The organism is Streptomyces sp. UC4497 (assembly GCF_054871485.1).
In genome coordinates, this window is record NZ_JBTYHB010000008.1 from 90,641 (window position 1) to 106,298 (window position 15,658).

Annotated in this window: 15 protein-coding genes; 10 read left to right on the forward strand and 5 right to left on the reverse strand. The window is 71.7% G+C overall.

The features are described from left to right. Positions 1-6: 6 nt before the first annotated feature. The 3 genes from ACYSUO_RS13645 to ACYSUO_RS13655 are packed head-to-tail and all read left to right on the forward strand — an operon-like array spanning position 7 to position 3,300. Entirely contained in the window at positions 7-1,014 is a 1,008-nt protein-coding gene (locus ACYSUO_RS13645) for a carbohydrate ABC transporter permease (protein ID WP_461776334.1), read from the forward strand. Next, positions 1,007-1,888 carry a carbohydrate ABC transporter permease gene (locus ACYSUO_RS13650; protein ID WP_461776335.1) on the forward strand — a complete coding sequence of 294 codons (882 nt, stop codon included), beginning with the start codon at positions 1,007-1,009 and terminating at the stop codon, positions 1,886-1,888. The genes ACYSUO_RS13645 and ACYSUO_RS13650 overlap by 8 nt, the downstream gene beginning before the upstream one ends. A gap of 20 nt (positions 1,889-1,908) precedes the next feature. Then, entirely contained in the window at positions 1,909-3,300 is a 1,392-nt protein-coding gene (locus ACYSUO_RS13655; protein ID WP_461776336.1) for a GH1 family beta-glucosidase, read from the forward strand. A gap of 186 nt (positions 3,301-3,486) precedes the next feature. Here the strand turns inward: ACYSUO_RS13655 and ACYSUO_RS13660 are convergent, their stop codons facing one another. Continuing rightward, positions 3,487-3,732, reverse strand: coding sequence for a metal-sensitive transcriptional regulator (locus tag ACYSUO_RS13660; protein WP_266725789.1), 246 nt, complete (start codon positions 3,730-3,732; stop codon positions 3,487-3,489). Positions 3,733-3,755: 23 nt separating this feature from the next. After that, positions 3,756-4,322, reverse strand: coding sequence for a rhodanese-like domain-containing protein (locus tag ACYSUO_RS13665; protein ID WP_461776337.1), 567 nt, complete (start codon positions 4,320-4,322; stop codon positions 3,756-3,758). Positions 4,323-4,522: 200 nt separating this feature from the next. On the opposite strand from ACYSUO_RS13665, the gene ACYSUO_RS13670 reads away from it, so the two are divergent. From ACYSUO_RS13670 to ACYSUO_RS13685, 4 genes are all read left to right on the forward strand, one after another. Beyond that, positions 4,523-5,464: an SDR family oxidoreductase gene (locus ACYSUO_RS13670; RefSeq protein ID WP_461776338.1), complete on the forward strand. Its 942-nt coding sequence runs from the start codon at positions 4,523-4,525 to the stop codon at positions 5,462-5,464. A gap of 247 nt (positions 5,465-5,711) precedes the next feature. Then, positions 5,712-6,854 carry a methyltransferase gene (locus tag ACYSUO_RS13675; RefSeq protein WP_461776339.1) on the forward strand — a complete coding sequence of 381 codons (1,143 nt, stop codon included), beginning with the start codon at positions 5,712-5,714 and terminating at the stop codon, positions 6,852-6,854. Positions 6,855-6,950: 96 nt separating this feature from the next. Further along, positions 6,951-8,306 (forward strand): LCP family protein, encoded by a 1,356-nt coding sequence (locus ACYSUO_RS13680; protein ID WP_461776340.1) that lies wholly within the window; start codon positions 6,951-6,953, stop codon positions 8,304-8,306. Between the two features lie 75 nt (positions 8,307-8,381). After that, a complete protein-coding gene (locus ACYSUO_RS13685) occupies positions 8,382-10,610 on the forward strand; it encodes a hypothetical protein (protein WP_461776341.1) in 2,229 nt (742 codons plus the stop codon). 9 nt (positions 10,611-10,619) lie between these two features. Here ACYSUO_RS13685 and ACYSUO_RS13690 read toward each other — a convergent pair whose 3' ends face one another. Further along, positions 10,620-11,447, reverse strand: coding sequence for an endo alpha-1,4 polygalactosaminidase (locus tag ACYSUO_RS13690; RefSeq protein ID WP_461776342.1), 828 nt, complete (start codon positions 11,445-11,447; stop codon positions 10,620-10,622). 371 nt (positions 11,448-11,818) lie between these two features. Between ACYSUO_RS13690 and ACYSUO_RS13695 the strand changes: the two genes are divergently transcribed. Next, positions 11,819-12,214, forward strand: a complete 396-nt coding sequence (locus ACYSUO_RS13695; RefSeq protein ID WP_461776343.1) for a nitroreductase/quinone reductase family protein — start codon at positions 11,819-11,821, stop codon at positions 12,212-12,214. 6 nt (positions 12,215-12,220) lie between these two features. Further along, the gene (locus ACYSUO_RS13700; protein ID WP_461776344.1) at positions 12,221-12,913 is read left to right on the forward strand and encodes a ribonuclease H family protein; all 693 of its coding nucleotides are present in this window, start codon (positions 12,221-12,223) and stop codon (positions 12,911-12,913) included. Between the two features lie 84 nt (positions 12,914-12,997). Here ACYSUO_RS13700 and ACYSUO_RS13705 read toward each other — a convergent pair whose 3' ends face one another. Next, a complete protein-coding gene (locus tag ACYSUO_RS13705; protein WP_461776345.1) occupies positions 12,998-13,858 on the reverse strand; it encodes a glycoside hydrolase family 16 protein in 861 nt (286 codons plus the stop codon). Positions 13,859-14,064: 206 nt separating this feature from the next. Between ACYSUO_RS13705 and ACYSUO_RS13710 the strand changes: the two genes are divergently transcribed. Next, positions 14,065-15,021: a D-2-hydroxyacid dehydrogenase family protein gene (locus tag ACYSUO_RS13710; RefSeq protein WP_461776346.1), complete on the forward strand. Its 957-nt coding sequence runs from the start codon at positions 14,065-14,067 to the stop codon at positions 15,019-15,021. A gap of 7 nt (positions 15,022-15,028) precedes the next feature. Here ACYSUO_RS13710 and ACYSUO_RS13715 read toward each other — a convergent pair whose 3' ends face one another. Further along, on the reverse strand, positions 15,029-15,493 hold the full coding sequence (locus ACYSUO_RS13715) for a cupin domain-containing protein (RefSeq protein WP_461776347.1): 465 nt from the start codon (positions 15,491-15,493) through the stop codon (positions 15,029-15,031). Positions 15,494-15,658: the final 165 nt, after the last annotated feature.

The window sequence follows — 15,658 nt, forward strand, 5'->3', positions numbered from 1 at the left end:
ACCCCGATGACGACCACACCCACCCCGACGGTCGAACGGTCGGCAGAGCCGGCCGTCGACCCCAAGTCCCCCAAGGCGGCGGGCGGTCGGACCCGCCGCCCCGGCCGGATCCGCCGGTTCGGCCTGCCCTACCTGCTGCTCCTGCCCGCCCTGGTGCTCGAACTCCTCGTCCACCTCGTGCCCATGGCCATGGGCATCCTGATGAGCTTCAAGCAGCTCACCCGGCTCTTCCTGCGCGACTGGACCACCGCACCCTGGAGTGGCCTCGACAACTTCAAGGTCGCCGTCGACTTCGACGGCGCCATCGGCGAGGCGCTCCTCAAGTCCTTCGTCACCACGTGCCTGTTCACCGTGTCCTCGGTCGCCCTGTGCTGGGTGATCGGCACGGCGGCGGCCGTCTTCATGCAGGAGTCGTTCAAGGGGCGCGGCCTGCTGCGTGCCCTGTTCCTCGTCCCGTACGCGCTGCCCGTGTACGCCGCCGTCATCACCTGGGTGTTCCTGTTCCAGCACGACAACGGCCTGGTGAACCACGTGCTGCACGACCAGCTCGGCATCACCGACAAACCGTCGTTCTGGCTCATCGGTGACAACAGCTTCTTCGCGCTGCTCACCGTCTCCGTGTGGAAGGGCTGGCCGTTCGCCTTCCTCATCGTGATGGCCGGGCTTCAGAACATCTCGAAGGATCTGTACGAGGCCGCCGCCCTCGACGGCGCGGGCCTGTGGCAGCAACTGCGCCGCATCACGCTGCCGTCGCTGCGGCCCGTCAACCAGGTCCTCGTCCTCGTCCTGTTCCTCTGGACGTTCAACGACTTCAACACCCCGTACGTGATGTTCGGCAAGGCGGCGCCCGAGGCCGCGGACCTGATCTCGGTCCACATCTATCAAGCGTCCTTCGTGACATGGGACTTCGGAACCGGCTCCGCGATGTCCGTCCTGTTGCTGCTGTTCCTGCTCGTCGTGACGGGCGTGTACCTGGTGCTCACGTCCAGGGGGAGGAAGACCGCCGATGTCTGACACACAGCTGGCGCGTGCGCGGTACAGGTCGCCGTCTGCGCCGCCGCGCTCCTTCCTCTGGTCCCGCCGGATCTTCCTCACCCTGCTCGCCGGCTTCGTCCTGCTGCCCGTCTACGTGATGGTGTCCAGCTCGCTCAAGCCGCTCCAGGACGTGCAGGGCGCGTTCCGCTGGATCCCCAGCAGCCTGACGATCCGCCCCTACATCGACATCTGGTCGACGGTCCCGCTGGCCCGCTACTTCATGAACTCCCTGATCGTGGCGGGTGTGGCGACCGTCTGCTCGGTGGTCGTCGCGATTTTCGCCGCGTACGCCGTCAGCCGCTACCGCTTCCGGGGCAAGCGCGTCTTCACGGTGACGGTGCTGTCGACGCAGATGCTCCCCGGCATCCTCTTCCTGCTGCCGCTGTTCCTGATCTACGTCAACATCGGCAACGCCACCGGCATCGCCCTGTTCGGATCGCGCGGCGGGCTGATCCTCACGTACATGACGTTCACGCTGCCGTTCTCGATCTGGATGCTCATCGGGTACTTCGAGTCGGTGCCGCGCGACCTCGACGAGGCGGCCCTGGTCGACGGCTGCGGGCCGCTCGGCGCCCTGTTCCGCATCATCGTGCCGGCCGCGATCCCCGGCATCGTCGCGGTCGCCGTCTACTCGTTCATGACGGCCTGGGGCGAGGTCCTCTTCGCCTCCGTCATGACCAACGACACCACCCGCACGCTCTCCGTCGGCCTCGGCGCCTACGCCAACCTCAACGACGTGTACTGGAACCAGATCATGGCCGCCTCGCTCGTCGTGAGCGTGCCCGTCGTGGCCGGCTTCCTGCTGCTCCAGCGCTACCTCGTGACCGGACTCACCGCGGGCGCCGTCAAGTGACCGCTGCCGGTCAAGTGACCATGACTGAAAGGAACTTCGTGTCCGACCCCCACTCCGCTCTTGATGTCTCCGCCTTCCCGCACGACTTTCTGTGGGGCACGGCCACATCGGCGTACCAGATCGAAGGAGCCGTCGCCGAGGACGGTCGCGCGCCCTCCATCTGGGACACCTTCGCGCACACACCGGGGAAGATCGACGGCGGCGACGACGGTGACATCGCCTGCGACCACTACCACCGGTGGCGCGAGGACATCGGTCTGATGCGGCAACTGGGCACCAACGCCTACCGGTTGTCCGTCGCCTGGCCGCGCGTCGTCCCCGGCGGCGACGGGCCGGTGAACCCCAAGGGCCTCGACTTCTACGACGAGTTGATCGACGCGTTGCTCGCCGAGGGCATCACCCCGTCGGTCACGCTCTACCACTGGGACCTGCCGCAGGCGCTCCAGGACCGCGGCGGCTGGCCGGTGCGGGAGACCGCCGAGCACTTCGCCGCGTACGCCGCCGTGGTCGCAGAGCGTCTCGGGGACCGGGTGAAGCACTGGACGCCGCTGAACGAACCGCTGTGCTCGGCGTGGATCGGCCACCTGGAGGGCCGGATGGCACCGGGGCTCACCGACCTGACCGCCGCCGTCCGCGCCTCCTACCACCTGCTCCTCGGCCACGGCCTCGCCACGCAGGCGATCCGCGCCGCCGTGCCGGACGCCGAGATCGGCATCGTCAACAACCTCGCCCACGTCGAACCCGCCACCGACCGCCCCGAGGACATCGCCGCCGCCCGCCGCATGGACGGCCACGCCAACCGCTGGTGGCTCGACCCGGTGCACGGCCGCGGCTTCCCGGCGGACATGCTGGAGGTGTACGGAGTCCAACTCCCGGAGATGTCCGGGGACATGGCCACCATCGCCGAGCCCCTCGACTGGCTGGGCCTCAACTACTACTTCTCCTCCGCCATCGCCGACGACCCATCGGGACCCGCCCCGCACGCCGACGCCGTGCGCCGCCCCGGCCTCCCGCGCACCGGCATGGACTGGGAGGTCGACGCCGGCGGAATCGAGGCGCTGCTGCTCCGCCTCACCCACGACTACGGCGCCCGCAAGCTGTACGTCACCGAGAACGGCTCCGCGTACCCCGACGTCGTACGTCCCGACGGCACCGTCGACGACCCCGAGCGCGAGGCGTACCTGGTGCGGCACCTCGCGGCCTGCGCCCGCGCGATCGACCAAGGCGTCCCGCTGGCCGGGTACTTCGCCTGGTCGCTGCTCGACAACTTCGAGTGGGCGTACGGCTACGACAAGAGGTTCGGCCTCGTCCACGTCGACTACGCGACGCAGAAACGCACCATCAAGGGCAGCGGTCACCGGTACGCGGACCTCGTGCGCCGCCACGGTGCGCTGGCGCGGCGGGCCGCCTGAGGCCACCGGTTCAGCGGGGCCGACCGGAAGCGGCCTCGCTGAGCCGGTCCAGTACGTACGCGACGTCGGGCGGGCGGGGTCAGTTGAGGTACGAGCGCCACGCCCGCGCCCCGCGCCACGAGGGCCGTCAGGACCCCGAAGTCGCCCGCCTGCGCCACCCCGCGTGGCACGAACCCGGCGGCCCCGTCACGCCAGCGACAGGAACAGCTTCTCCAGCTCCTCCTCGCTGAGCGGCGGCTGCTCGCCGTCCGCCGCGTTCATGCAGTCCCGCATACCGGAGGCGATGATCTTGAATCCGGCCCGGTCCAACGCGCGCGAAACGGCGGCCAGTTGGGTGACCACGTCCTTGCAGTCGCGGCCCGCCTCGATCATCGCGATGACGCCGGCCAGCTGCCCCTGCGCGCGGCGAAGCCGCTTCAGGACGGCGTCCATCGCCTCCGGATTGCCCGTACCGCTCACGAACGCAGGGCCGCGCGGGCGGTGTCGAGCGCGCCCGGCGCCGGCTGGTTGAACGGGAGCTTGCCGAGCAACGCCGCCATGCCGCACGTGTTGCTCACGCCGGAGTAGACGAGGCCGGAGGCGACGCCCGCCGCGAGCAGCCGGCCCTTCGGGGCGCGGCGGCCGAGCGCGAGACCGAGCAGCACCAGGGAACCGGCGGCGAACCGGACCTGGCGGTCCATCGCCCAGACGGCGCGCTCGGGGCGGGCCGCGGTGTCGACCGGCAGCCCCTCGGCGGTCCAGGCCTGCGTGCCACCGTCGAGGCCGACGGCGTCGACGCCCGCCTCCGCGAGCTTCGCGCAGGCCGCGGCGGAGCGGTGCCCGGCCGCGCACACGACGACGATCCGGCGGCGCCCGGCCGCGTCACGCAGGTCGGGCAGCAGCTCGTCGATGAGCTCCGCGGGCACATTGAGGGCGCCGGGCACGTGCCCCGACGCGTACTCGGCGGGCGGGCGCACATCGAGGACGAGAGTGTCGTCGGCGGCGCTGCCGTGCAGCTCGGCGGGGGCGAGGGTGGTGCTCATGTCTCTCTCCTGTCTCACTGGTATACCCCCGAGGGTATCAATGCGTGCCCCGTAGGTACGCCCGCAGGTACCCGGCTCGATCGGCCGGGCAAAGTCCCACCGAAAGCAGGACAAGGGTTGTCGGGTTTCCGGGACATGCTCGTGAGAGCGAGCCACACGGCACCAACGCGAGACACCTGGAAACAACGGGAGACACCCTCATGTCTGACAACGCCCACCCGGCGACGGACGAACAACCCCTGCGCGGCAAGGTCGCCCTCGTCGCGGGCGCCACCCGCGGCGCGGGTCGCGGCATCGCCGTCGAACTCGGCGCGGCCGGCGCCACGGTCTACGTCACCGGCCGCACCACCCGCGCCCACCGCTCCGAGTACGACCGGGCCGAGACCATCGAGGACACCGCGGACCTCGTCACGGAGGCGGGCGGCCACGGCATCGCCGTCCCCACCGACCACCTCGAAAAGGACCAGGTGCGCGCCCTCGTCGAGCGCATCGACCGCGAACAGGGCCGCCTCGACATCCTCGTCAACGACATCTGGGGCGGCGAGAACCTCTTCGCATGGGACACCCCCGTCTGGGAGCACGACCTCGACAACGGGCTCAGGCTGCACCGCCTCGCCGTCGAGACGCACGCCATCACCAGCCACTACGCGCTGCCTCTCCTGCTGCGCAACCCCGGCGGCCTGGTCGTCGAGGTCACCGACGGCACGGCCGAGTACAACAGCACGAACTACCGCGTGTCCTTCTTCTACGACCTGGCCAAGAGCTCCGTCCTGCGCATGGCCTTCGCCCTCGGCCACGAACTCGGCTCACGCGGCGCCACCGCCGTCGCCCTCACGCCCGGCTGGATGCGCTCGGAGATCATGCTCGGCCACTACGGTGTCACGGAGGAGAACTGGCGCGACGGACTGCGGGTGGAGCCGCACTTCGCCATCTCCGAGACGCCCCGCTACACCGGCCGCGCCGTCGCCGCGCTCGCCGCGGACCCGGACGTCGCCCGGTTCAACGGGACGTCCCAGTCCAGCGGCGGCCTCGCCAAGATCTACGGATTCACCGATCTCGACGGCAGCAGGCCCGACTCCTGGCGCTACCTCGTCGAGGTCCAGGACGCGGGCAAGCCGGCCGACGTCACGGGGTACCGCTGACAGCCCAAGGCTTCTGATCTGCTCGTATGGTCTGCGACTCTGCTCGTACGGTCTGCGACAATCGGCGCCATGACATCCGGCATCGTTCCAGGCCTGGTCCTCGGCGACTCGCTCCCGCGCACCGCGACGCGGGAGCCGAGCCGCCCCTGACCCATGTGCTCGCCCGGTGACCGTCACCGGGCCGCCTCCCGCTCCTCGCCGAAGTGCGCTTCGTGCCCCGCACGTTCCACTACGAGGAGTTCCCACGGTGACCGTCCTGTCCTGGACCGAACCCGATACCGACACCACCCGCACCGCACCCTGGCGCGCGCTCGGCGGCGGACGGCCGCCCCGGCGCGTCGTCGTCGCCGACGACCGGACCAGCGCGCGGGAGGCCTACCGCCACGCCTGCGAAGGCACCGCGCTGCTGTGGCGCGGCGACCACCACGGTGCCCGGCAGCTGCTGAGCGCCCTCGGCCGCCGCGTCGACCGGGCGCTGCCGCCCGCCGACGGCTTCCACGAGCACCGCAGGAACCGCGCCCACCGTGCCCGCGTCCTCGGCATGCTCCTGGTCGTCCTCGACGCCGATTACGGGCTCGACCTGCGCCGCGCCCCCGATGTGCGCCGCGCGTGCACCGAGGCCTATGGGCCCGCCCCCGGAACCCCCGGCGTCGTACCGCTGCGCGAGCTGCTGGGTGTGCTCGGCGCGCACGAGTGGCGCCGCACCGGTGTGCCCGTGGCCGCGCTCGACGGCGCCCGCATCCATCCGCACTACGGAGTGTTCGCCCCGGTCAGGGGCGAGTACGTCGACCTCGTCGGGGAGGCGGAGCTGCCGCGCGGCGCGGTCGGCGGTGTCGCCTTCGACCTCGGCACCGGCACGGGCGTGCTCGCCGCCGTCCTCGCCCGGCGCGGCGTCGGCCGGGTCGTCGCCACGGACGCGGCCCCGCGCGCCCTCGCTTGCGCCCGCGACAACGTCGACCGGCTCGGGCTCGCGGACCGGATCGAGGTGAGCGACGCGGGGCTCTGGCCGGCGAACGGGCGCGCATCGCTCGTCGTCTGCAACCCGCCGTGGCTGCCCGCACGCCCCACCTCACCCCTCGAAGAAGGCGTGTACGACCCCGACTCGCGCATGCTGCACGGCTTCCTCGACGGGCTCCCGGGCCGCCTCGAACCCGGCGGCGAGGGCTGGCTGATCCTCTCCGACCTGGCCGAACTCCTCGGGCTCCGCGAACGCGACCTGCTCACGGACGCGTTCGCCGCCGCGGGCCTGCGTGTCGCCGAGCGGCTCGACGTCCGGCCGCGCCACCCGCGCTCCCGCGACCGCACCGATCCGCTGCACGCCGCACGCGCGGCGGAGACGACGTCGTTGTGGCGATTGGTTCCGACGGGGGAGGCACCCATGCGTACATGACGGTGAATCAGGCGCGGCGGGTGGGACCAGAGGGGCAATGTGGGGTAAAGGGGTCAGATCGCATCCGCCCCGACATCCGCTCGACGGAGGTACTCCATGGCCCCTCAGCATCGTCTCCGCCGCCGCAATTCGGTGGCCGCGGCCGCCCTGCTGATCACTACGCTCGCGGGTGCGGCGCCCGCGGGGGCCGGAGCGGCGGAGGGCAGATCCGCCCCCGCCGTCGGCCATGGGTCCGGTCAGGGCGTGGGCAAGGGCAGGGGCACCAACCTGCTCGTCGCGGGGCTCGACCGCCGCAGCGGGATGTCCCGCGAGGAGATCCAGCGGCTGCACGTCGGCGGCCAGGAGTGCGGCTGCACCGACGTGCTGATGCTCGTGCACATCGCCGCCGACGGCCGCCGGCTCAGCGTCGTCTCCCTGCCCCGTGACTCCTTCGTCCCCTTCGCCCGGCACGACCACCCCGCGCACAGCGGAAAGATCAACGGGGCGTACGCGCACGGGGGCCGGGACCTGACCGTGCGTACGGTCGAGCGCGCCACCGGCCTGCGTATCGACCACTACATGGAGGCCGACTTCCGCGGGTTCGTGGCGGCCGTCGACGGCCTGGGCGGCGCCGAGGTGTGCAGCGACAGGCCGCTGCGGGACGAGAACTCGGGGCTCGACCTCGCCGCGGGAACGCACGACGTCGACGGCAAGCACGCCCTGCGCTACGTCCGCGCACGGCACCTCAACCCGCCCGGCGACCTCGGGCGGGTGCGCCGCCAACAGAAGCTGCTGCTCGGCATGTTGGCGCGGCTCTCCGACGCGAAGGTCTTCAAGGACCCGATGGCGACGGCCCGTACGGCCCGCGCGCTGATGTCACACGTACGCACCGACGGCCACACGGACGTCCGTACGCTGACCACCCTGGCGTGGAAGCTGCGTGACCTCACGCCACGGCAGACGGAGTTCGCCACCGTGCCCATCTCGAACTTCGACTACCGGGACCCCACATGGGGCTCGTCGCTGCTGTGGGACGACAAGCGGGCGAAGCGGATGTTCGGGGCGCTGCGTGCGGACCGGCCGCTGACGTCCACGCGGAAGTCGGGCGGTCCGGTCCCGGTCGGTATGCCGCCCCAGGAGACCAAGGTGACGGTCGACGACCCGCGCATCGCCGACGGGCTGCGCGAGAGCGGCTTCGACGTGACCGAGGTGCCCGCGCCGAGCAGCCGTCCGAGCGGACCCACCGTCGTCACGTACGATCCCGAACGCGCCCGCTTCGCGCCCTCGCTGGCGGCCGCGCTCCCCGGTGCGAAGCTGCGGCCCGTGGCCGGATTCGGTCCCGCCTTCCGCGTCGTCGTCGGCGGTGACGATCGGGGTGTGACGCAAGTGACGTACGACCGCAGCATGGTGGAAGGGGCGCCGGTTACCGGAGACCGGCTGCGTTGCGGGCACCCTTCGGGCAAAAAGGGCTGAAAACCGACCACTGCGGGGCCACTTGGGGTTCCGTGACGGAAGCGCGACGCTCTGTGTTGCGGTTACGGTTCTGCTGTGGTGATCAACGCGCAAGGCAACAACGAGGCACATTCCACCGAGCCGGGCACGGCGCTGCTCCTCGCGGCCGCGCCCGTCGGCAAGGCGGGCCTCATCGACGCGGTCTCCGTGCTGCCCACGCTCGCGGCGGTGCCGCCGAGCGTGCTCACCGGCACGGCGGCGGCGTCCGTCGTCGAACTCGCCGACCCGCTCGACCCGCAGGCCGTCCTCACCCGCCTGCGGACGGTGGCCGCGCAGCCCGGACCGCTCCACCTGTACCTCGCGGGCCAGCTCCACCTCGACCAACGCCAGCGCCTGTTGCACCTGGCCCTCGCCAGGACCACCCCGTCGACGCTGCGTTACACGGCGCTGCCCTGGCACTGGCTCACCGGTGAACTCACCCTGCGCCGCCCGCACACCACGACCGTCGTGCTCGACCTCGTCGCCGACGCGGAGGCGTGGAAGCACGTCGGCGTGGGCGGCCTCGGCCTCGGCCACGGCACCAACGTCTTCGGCCGGGTCCTGCCGCCGCCGCCCCGCCGCACGACCCTCACGCCCACGTACCTCCGCGCCTACGCGGACATCTGGCGCACAGGAGCCCGCCCCACCCCACCCGACCTCCACGAAACGGCGGCGTCCCACGCGGGCCCGAAGGACGCGCTCTTCGTGGCGCTGGGTTCGGGTTACGTGCCGCCGGGGACGCCCAGCGGCGGTCGTGAGCCGGCACCTGCGACGGGGACCGGCCACGCGCCCGGCGCCGGGGGCCCGATCGAGGCCACGCCCTCGGGGCGGCCCACTGGCGCGGAGGCCGCGGAAACACCTGCCGCCACGCCACCGCGTTCGGCAACGATTCCGGCCCCGACGTCGACGCCGCCCGCTGGTCAGCCCGCGGCTGCTCCGCTTCCGGCTGCCGGTCAGCCCGCGGCTTCCGCTCCGGTTCCGTCCGCTGGTGAGCCAGCGGCTGCTTCGCCTCCGCCTGCCGTTCCCGCCGCGGGTCCGGCTTCTGGATCCGTCCCCGGACAGGGCCCGTCGGTGGCGTCGGCCGGGGACTCGGTGACGTCTCCGGCTGCACATCCGGTTCCGGTTCCGGATTCGGCTCAGGACCAGCTCTCGAATCCGGGTGCGCCACTGGCTGTCGCGGTAGGCGCCGCTCCCGCGTCGGCACCGCCTTCGGCTGCGGGTGGGACGGCCACTTCGGGTCCGTCGGCGGCTTCCGTCTCGGCCTCGCCTCCGATATCGGCCGCGCAACCGGCGCCCGGGCCGGAGCCGGTCCAGGTCCCGGCTTCGAATTCAGGTTCGGCCCCTGCGGCAGTGCCGGCTCCGAGTCCTGTCTCGGCACCCGCTTCGGTTGCGGCTCCGGCCTCGGCCCAGCCATCGGGGCCGGGGGCTCCTCCGACGCCGGCTCCGGCGTCTGCCGTGGGGGCTGCCTCGGCTTCGCAGCCGAACCCGACCGCCGTCGCAGCTCCGGCACCCGCTGATGCCTCGGTTTCGGGCCACGCCCACGGGGCGGACACGGTTGCGGCTCCGGCCGCGAGCCATGCTCAGGCCCCCACCTCGGCACCCGCACCCGCCGTGCAGCTCGCCAAGGCGCCGGCGCCGAGCCAGGTCACCCCGGCCCCGGTACCCGCTCCCGTCAGCCCGGAGCCCGCACCCGTCCCCGCCGCGCCCACGCCCAGCCCGGCCCCCGTATCCGCCCCCGCCGCGCCCGCGCCCGTCCCGCCCAACCCGGTGGCCCCGCCCGCCCCCGCGCCGGCCGCGCCTGCCATCCCGCCGATGCCCGCCACCGCGCCCGCGGCCCCCGCCCAACCCACCGCGCCCGACCCGCACGCCCTGCTGCTCGCCGCCGTGCAGGCGGGGCGGCATGGGGAGGCCGCGTCCATTGCTGCAGCGTGGGAGGGGGAGGCGTTGCGGGTGCATGGGATGCGGTCCTCGCAGGTCGTGCACTGGATGGAGGTGCGTGCCGACCTCGCACGGCTGGCCGATGAGCCGGGTCGCAGCTGCGAGTTGTGGATCGCCGTGGCGCACGCCCGGATCGCGCGCGGCGAGTCGCCCTCCGACGAGGACGTGGAGGCGGCCGTCGACCGCGCCCACCACCAGTGGGAACAGGTCAGCGACCCGGACCGGGCCCGCGGCCACGCCGCCGGTCTCACCGCCCTGCGGGAGCAGGTGCCGGGCCGCCGCCCCGGCGCCCTCGACGCGATCAAGCGCCGCCTGGACGCGCTGAGCGACCCGACCCGTAGGGCCTGACCCCGCCGCTCAACAGGCCCGCCGCACATACCCCTTCGTACCGGCGGGCCGCACGTCCATGTCGCGCAGCACGATCGAGAGCCGGTCGCCCCACGCGCGGCACGCCCGCTTGAAGTCGGCCTTGCGGTACTCCACGGCGAAGACCCGGTCGTCGTACGCCGACGCGTACCCCCGGCACTCGTCGTAGGCCTGGCACTCCTCCGTCACCGCGAAGTCGAACCCGATGTCGCGGCGCTTCGGCAGGAGTTCCGCGGTGTTCTTCTGCCCGACCGCGAGCCCGGACCCGTGCGCCCGGTCGGCGACGAGCTTGGCGAACGCGACCGCGTCGGAGGGGTCGAGCAGTCCGTCGGAGCGCTCGTAGGAGTCGAGGTTGTCCGGCTCGACGGCCTGGAACCCGTCGTCGGCGCAGCCCCGGATCCAGCCGCCCACGATGTTCGCAAGGCGCGCCCGCTTCGTCTTCGTGGAGATGTCGAACAGCGGCTCGTGCCAGTCCTCGTCGACCACCAACTTCCCGTCGTCGTCACGCAGCAGCAGGTCGTCGTGGTGGGCCCGCCACCACTGCACCGCGTCGGGTTGGGCCTGGAAGGCGTTGACGTAGCAGACGTTGTAGAGACCGCGGGCGGGGGCGTCCCCGCGGTCCCGGGAGACGGCCTTCACGCCCGCGGGCGGCTTGTACGCGCCGCCGAGCTGGTAGTCGAACTGCGCGTCCGGCGTCGGCCGTTGGACGCGCGGGGAGCGGTCCCCGGACTCCGGTGACGAGCAGGCGGACAGCGCGAACGCGGCGGTCAGGGCGAGGCACAAAGCCGACAGACGTCGGGAAGCCGGGCGGAAGATCATCGTCGCAGCCTAGAACGAAAAGCTCGGCCACCGTTCACAACGGGTGCCGGAATCGGTACCGGTCGTGACTCACCTCACGCCGCCTCCCGGCACCGTCGGGAACAACCCTGCCACCCAGTCCGTTGACTCAGATGTGGACGCGGATGGAACAGTGTCCCCGGGCCCAACCTATCGCCCGCAGGGAAGATCGTTCGGCTGAAGCCCTGCGGAGCCCTCCGCCGAGAGGCGACCGCCATCCGTGTCCCACCCAAGCCGCCCCGGCCGTGGTCCCCCGTCACGGCCGGGGCTTCCTCATGCGCCGCCGGGCCCCGGTCTAGGGCCTGTCGTCAAACTCCCGTCTGCCCGGCGACGACAGGACCTAGAGTTCGCCCATGACGCGCTTCCACGAGACCAAGCACCGGCTCGTCACCACCTTCCAGCGCCACATCGCCAATCCCGTGACCCGGCGCCTGCCGACCCAGGTCCTCCTGGAGACGACCGGGCGCACGTCGGGGCTCGCGCGCCGCACCCCGGTCGGCGGGCGACGTGTCGGCGGCGCCTTCTGGCTGGTCTCGGAATTCGGGTTCAAGTCCCAGTACGTGCGCAACATCCAGGCCGACCCACGCGTCCGCGTCCGCCTGCGCGGCCACTGGCACAGCGGCACCGCGCACCTGCTGCCCGACGACGACGCCCGCGCCCGCCTGGGGGTCCTGCCGCGCCTCAACAGCGCCGCCGTCCGCGGCCTCGGCGTCGATCTGCTGACCGTACGCGTCGACCTCGACGACTGACCTGGCATGATCGGGGGCATGGCAGAACGTGTGATCGCCGCGTGTGACGGCGCGTCCAAAGGAAATCCCGGACCCGCGGCGTGGGCCTGGGTCGTCGCCGACGGTGACGAGAAGCCCGTGCAGTGGGAGGCCGGCGCGCTCGGCACCGCGACGAACAACGTCGCCGAACTCACCGCCCTGGAAAGGCTGTTGAGCACGGTCGCGGCGGACGTGCCGCTCGAGGTGCGGATGGACTCGCAGTACGCGATGAAGGCGGTCACGACGTGGCTGCCCGGCTGGAAGCGCAAGGGCTGGAAGACGGCGGCCGGTAAGCCGGTCGCCAACCAGGAGCTCGTCCAGCGGATCGACGCGCTGCTCGACGGCCGCAAGGTCGAGTTCAAGTACGTGCCCGCGCACCAGGTCGACGGCGACCCGCTGAACGACTTCGCGGACCGCGCCGCCAGCCAGGCCGCCGTCGCCCAGGAGGACGCGGGCAGCGCGCTCGGCTCTCCCGAGCCGCCGCCCTCCAGCCCGTCCTCCGCGAAGCCGCCGCGCGCGAAGTCGGCGTCCGCCAAGAAGACCTCCTCCGGCTCCTCCTCGCGCACCCTCAAGGCGAAGTTCCCCGGCCGCTGCCGCTGCGGCCGCTCGTACGCCGCCGGGGAGGACATCGCCAAGAACCCCGACGGCTGGGGTCACCCGGAGTGCCGCACGTCGGCCTGACCGAAGACGACCCGAGACGACAAAGAGGGGCCCGGCGTGCAACACGGCGCCGGGCCCCTCTCCGTTCCCTACGTGATCACGTACTCACGTGCTCACCCGCACGTAATCCACCACCAGCTGCTGCGGGAACTGCGTACTGGAGTCCGGGTCGCCCGGCCAGTACCCGCCCACGGCGAGGTTGAGGATCAGGAAGAACGGCTTCTCGAAGACCCACTGGTTGCCGCCGACGTCGGCGGGCGTCCGGGTCTGGTACACCGTTCCGTCCACCGACCAGGTGATCTTGGTGGGCGTCCAGTCCACCGCGAACGTGTGGAACGCGTCCGCGAAGGCCTGGCCGTTCGGCAGCGAGTACCCCGCGCCGATCCCGCCCGAGCCGGAGTAGCCGGGCCCGTGGATCGTGCCGTGCACCGTCGACGGTTCGAAGCCGACGTTCTCCATGATGTCGATCTCGCCGGAGTTCGGCCAGCCGACCGAACCGATGTCGCTGCCCAGCATCCAGAACGCGGGCCAGATGCCCTGCCCACGCGGGATCTTCATCCGGGCCTCGACGTGGCCGTGCGTCGTCTCGAACTTCCCCGACGTGTTGAGCCGCGCCGAGGTGTACTCGCATGTCCCGTACCAGCACTGGTAGTTGGACGGGTTCTCGCGCTTTGCGGTGATCACCAGGTTGCCCTGGCCGTCGAGCTTGGCGTTGTTGTTGCCCGCCGTGTAGTACTGCCGCTCGTGGTTGTTGACGTTGTCTCCGGTCTCGGTCTGCCACTTCGAACCGTCGACCGACGAGCCCGCGGGCCCGTCGAAGTCGTCGGAGAAGGTGACCGCCGCGGTGTGCGTGTCACCGTCGGTCTCGGCGGCGTTCGCCGAGGGCACGAACGCGGCGGCGACGCACAGCAGGGCCGCGGCGCCCAGCGGGAGTCTGCGGCTCAGCGGGCGGAGGGAACTGCGCATGGGGCATCACATCACTTCGGGTAGGGGGTCGTGCCGTCCCGCGGCACGCCAGAAAGTGAAGGCAAGAAAGCTGCGCTTGACGTGTTCTGTTCAAGAGTTGATTTAAGGGGTGGGACGAAGGGGCGTCAAGGGACTGCACAGAAAGTCCGTACCAGTGTTCCCGGTTAAGGTTTCCCGACGATCTTCGAACCAGGAGTGATGTGAGCATGCTGCGGTGCGCTGTACTCGACGACTACCAGGGCGTCGCCCGTGAACTTGCCGACTGGGACCGCCTCTCGGGCCGCGTCGACGTCACGTACCTCAATCGCTATATCGATACGCACGAAGAACTCGTCGCGCTGCTCGGTGACTGCGAGATCGTCGTCGTGATGCGCGAACGCACCCCGTTTCCCGCCGAGTTGATCGCGCGCCTGCCGAAGCTGCGGCTCCTCGTCACGTCGGGGATGCGCAACGCGTCCATCGATCTCGACGCCGCCGCCGCGCACGGCGTCACGGTCTGCGGCACCGCGAGCAACCCCGAACCGCCCGTCGAGCTCACCTGGGCCCTGATCCTGGGCCTCGCCCGCGGCGTCCTCACCGAGGGCGCCAACCTGCGTGACGGCGGCCCCTGGCAGTCCACCCTCGGCGCCGACCTGCACGGCCGCCGGCTCGGCCTCCTCGGCCTCGGCAAGATCGGCGCACGAGTCGCGCGCGTCGGCGCCGCCTTCGGCATGGACGTGACGGCGTGGAGCCAGAACCTCACCGCCGAGCGGGCCGCCGAAGCCGGTGCCACCCTCGCCGCCTCGAAGGAAGAACTCCTCGAATCCAGCGACTTCGTCTCCGTCCACCTCGTCCTTGGTGACCGCACCCGCGGTCTGCTGGGCGCCGACGAACTGCGCCGCATGCGCCGCACCGCCTACCTCGTCAACACCTCGCGCGCCGCGATCGTCGACCAGGAAGCGCTGGTACGGGCGCTGCGCGAGGGCTGGATCGCCGGCGCGGGCAGCGACGTCTTCGACACCGAGCCCCTCCCGGCCGACCATCCCCTGCGCACCGCCCCGAACTTCCTCGGCCTGCCCCACCTCGGTTACGTGACGCGCCGCAACTACGAGGGCTTCTTCCAGGGCGCCGTGGAGGACATCGAGGCGTATCTGGCGGGGAGCCCGGTGCGCACCCTCGGCTGACCCGGGATCAGTCGCGTACGAACTCCCGCAACTCCTGCGCGAGGTGCGGGAACTCCTCCAGTGCCGCGCGCGTCGCGAACTCGTGGTCCGTGTAGTCGAAGCCCGGGGTGACGACCTCCGCCACCAGGCCGTGGTGGGCGTCGCCGAGCAGGTGTGAGGCCTTCCAGTGGCCGCCGGGCACCAGCAGGAATCGCTCGTCGTCCGGGCCGAGGACCGTGCGGTGGAGGGTGCCGTCGGGGGAGACGGTCACGTACTCCAGGGGGCCGCCGTCGATCAGGAAGTGCAGGATGTCGCTGCGGTTGCGGTGCAGCAGGCCGCTGGGCTGCCGCTCGTCGAGCAGGTAGTAGATCGATGTCGCCGAGGGGCGGGGGCCGTGCGGCGTCGAAAGGTCGTGCGGGCTCGTGTAGACGCGGCGGAAGTAGCCGCCCTCGCCGTGCGGCTCCAGGTCCAACTCGCAACGCCAGTCGCGCACGGTCGCTCCTCAGGGTGGATCATGGATGGGTGGTCAAGCGTAGAGGGCGCGGGGCAGGGCCGCGGGAGGCTCGCGAGTACCGTGCGCTGTCGCCCGCGCACCCGCCGTGACCTGCAACTCCGTGGTGAACGACGGGAGTTGGCATGAAAGACTGCGGGCAGGTCA

Bases quoted from the DNA above. Each gene is read 5' to 3' on its own strand.
- ACYSUO_RS13645 (WP_461776334.1), top strand. From the start codon at position 7: ATGACGACCACACCCACCCCGACGGTCGAACGGTCGGCAGAGCCGGCC.
- ACYSUO_RS13650 (WP_461776335.1), top strand. From the start codon at position 1,007: ATGTCTGACACACAGCTGGCGCGTGCGCGGTACAGGTCGCCGTCTGCG.
- ACYSUO_RS13655 (WP_461776336.1), top strand. From the start codon at position 1,909: ATGACTGAAAGGAACTTCGTGTCCGACCCCCACTCCGCTCTTGATGTC.
- ACYSUO_RS13660 (WP_266725789.1), bottom strand. From the start codon at position 3,732: ATGGACGCCGTCCTGAAGCGGCTTCGCCGCGCGCAGGGGCAGCTGGCC.
- ACYSUO_RS13665 (WP_461776337.1), bottom strand. From the start codon at position 4,322: ATGAGCACCACCCTCGCCCCCGCCGAGCTGCACGGCAGCGCCGCCGAC.
- ACYSUO_RS13670 (WP_461776338.1), top strand. From the start codon at position 4,523: ATGTCTGACAACGCCCACCCGGCGACGGACGAACAACCCCTGCGCGGC.
- ACYSUO_RS13680 (WP_461776340.1), top strand. From the start codon at position 6,951: ATGGCCCCTCAGCATCGTCTCCGCCGCCGCAATTCGGTGGCCGCGGCC.
- ACYSUO_RS13690 (WP_461776342.1), bottom strand. From the start codon at position 11,447: ATGATCTTCCGCCCGGCTTCCCGACGTCTGTCGGCTTTGTGCCTCGCC.
- ACYSUO_RS13695 (WP_461776343.1), top strand. From the start codon at position 11,819: ATGACGCGCTTCCACGAGACCAAGCACCGGCTCGTCACCACCTTCCAG.
- ACYSUO_RS13700 (WP_461776344.1), top strand. From the start codon at position 12,221: ATGATCGGGGGCATGGCAGAACGTGTGATCGCCGCGTGTGACGGCGCG.
- ACYSUO_RS13705 (WP_461776345.1), bottom strand. From the start codon at position 13,858: ATGCGCAGTTCCCTCCGCCCGCTGAGCCGCAGACTCCCGCTGGGCGCC.
- ACYSUO_RS13710 (WP_461776346.1), top strand. From the start codon at position 14,065: ATGCTGCGGTGCGCTGTACTCGACGACTACCAGGGCGTCGCCCGTGAA.